At 73.3% G+C, this 1,489-nt stretch carries 1 protein-coding gene; it reads left to right on the top strand.

Annotation, left to right across the window (positions count from 1 at the left end; all coding sequences use genetic code 11):
• Positions 1-1,489: Ig-like domain-containing protein (locus MT994_RS19280; RefSeq protein ID WP_354807600.1), on the top strand; the 1,489-nt coding region annotated here is incomplete at both ends.

Genomic DNA, 1,489 nt, shown 5'->3' with positions numbered 1-1,489 from the left:
TGCGCAACGACACCGACCCGAACGGGGACGAGCTGCGCCTGGCGTCGGTCTCGGAGTCCGCCCCGGCGCAGATCACGCCGAACTACGACGCGGGCACGTTCACGTTCCTCTCGATGGAGCCGCGCTCGTACGACCTGACGTACCAGGTGACCGACGGCCCGAACGCGACCACGGGCCTCGTCCGGGTCGACGTCCTGCCGCCGTCCGAGGCCGAGGGCGCGCCCGTCGTCGTCACCGACACCGCGCTCCTCCCGGCGGGCGGGTCCACGCTCGTGGACGTCCTCGCGAACGACACGGACCCCGCGGGCGGCGTGCTCGTCGTGCAGTCCGTGCGCGTGCCCGCCGACGCCGGGGTGTCGGTCGCGATCCTGGCCCATCAGATGCTGCGGGTGACCGAGATCCGGCGCCTGGACGCGCCGGTGACGGTGGAGTACACGGCCTCCAACGGCACCGAGACCGCGACCGGCCAGGTGCGGGTGGTGCCGGTGCCGGCGCCGACGCGGTTGCAGCCGCCGAACGCGGTGGCGGACGAGGTGACGGTGCACGCGGGGGACGTGGTGACGGTCCCGGTGCTGAAGAACGACACGCACCCGGACGGGTTGGAGCTGTTCCTGCAGCCCGAGCTGGAGCAGGACGTGGACCCGGCGCTGGGCGAGGCGTTCGTGTCGGAGGACACGCTGCGGTTCAAGGCGGGCTCGGAGGCGGGCACGGCGTACGCGATCTACCGGGTGCGGGACGTCAACGGGCAGGAGGACTCGGCCCAGGTCACGATCCGGATCCGCGACGGCGAGGACAACGCCCCGCCGCAGCCGCGCGAGATCGAGGCCCGGGTGCTGTCCGGGTCCAGCGTGCGCATCGCGGTCCCGCTGGACGGCATCGACCCCGACGGCGACTCCGTCCAGGTCACCGGCATCGCCACCCCCGCGGGCAAGGGCACCGCCCGGGTCGTGGACGGGATGATCGAGTACGCCGCGTCGAAGAACGCGACCGGGGCGGACACGTTCACGTACTCCGTGCTCGACGCGCGCGGCGCCACCGCCACGGGCACGGTCAACGTCGGCATCGCCCGTCCCGCGGACACCAACCAGTCGCCGGTCGCGGTGGACGACGAGGTGACGGTGCGCCCGGGGCGCACGGTCTCGGTCGCGGCGCTGGCCAACGACACCGACCCCGACGGCGACCAGGTCGGCCTGGTCCCGGGCGGGATCGAGGACACCCACGACCTGGACGCCGAGGTCGTGGCCGACCGCATCGTGCTGACCTCGCCCGACCAGGACGGCTCGTACACGTTCTACTACCAGATCCAGGACACCTACGGCGCCCGCGCGACCGGCGCGGTCACCGTGAACGTCTCGGCGAACGCGCCCCTGCTGCCCCCGGTCGCGCGCGACGACACCGTGCCCGTGGAGGACATCCTGGGCAAGACCGAGGTCACCGTCCCCGTCCTGGACAACGACGAGGACCCCGACGGCGCCGCGAGCGAGCTCAC

Source organism: Cellulosimicrobium sp. MI9406 (genome assembly GCF_040595865.1).
GTDB lineage: Bacteria > Actinomycetota > Actinomycetes > Actinomycetales > Cellulomonadaceae > Cellulosimicrobium > Cellulosimicrobium funkei.
Note: the sequence above shows the minus strand (reverse complement) of the source record. Positions and strands in the feature narration are given on the sequence as shown.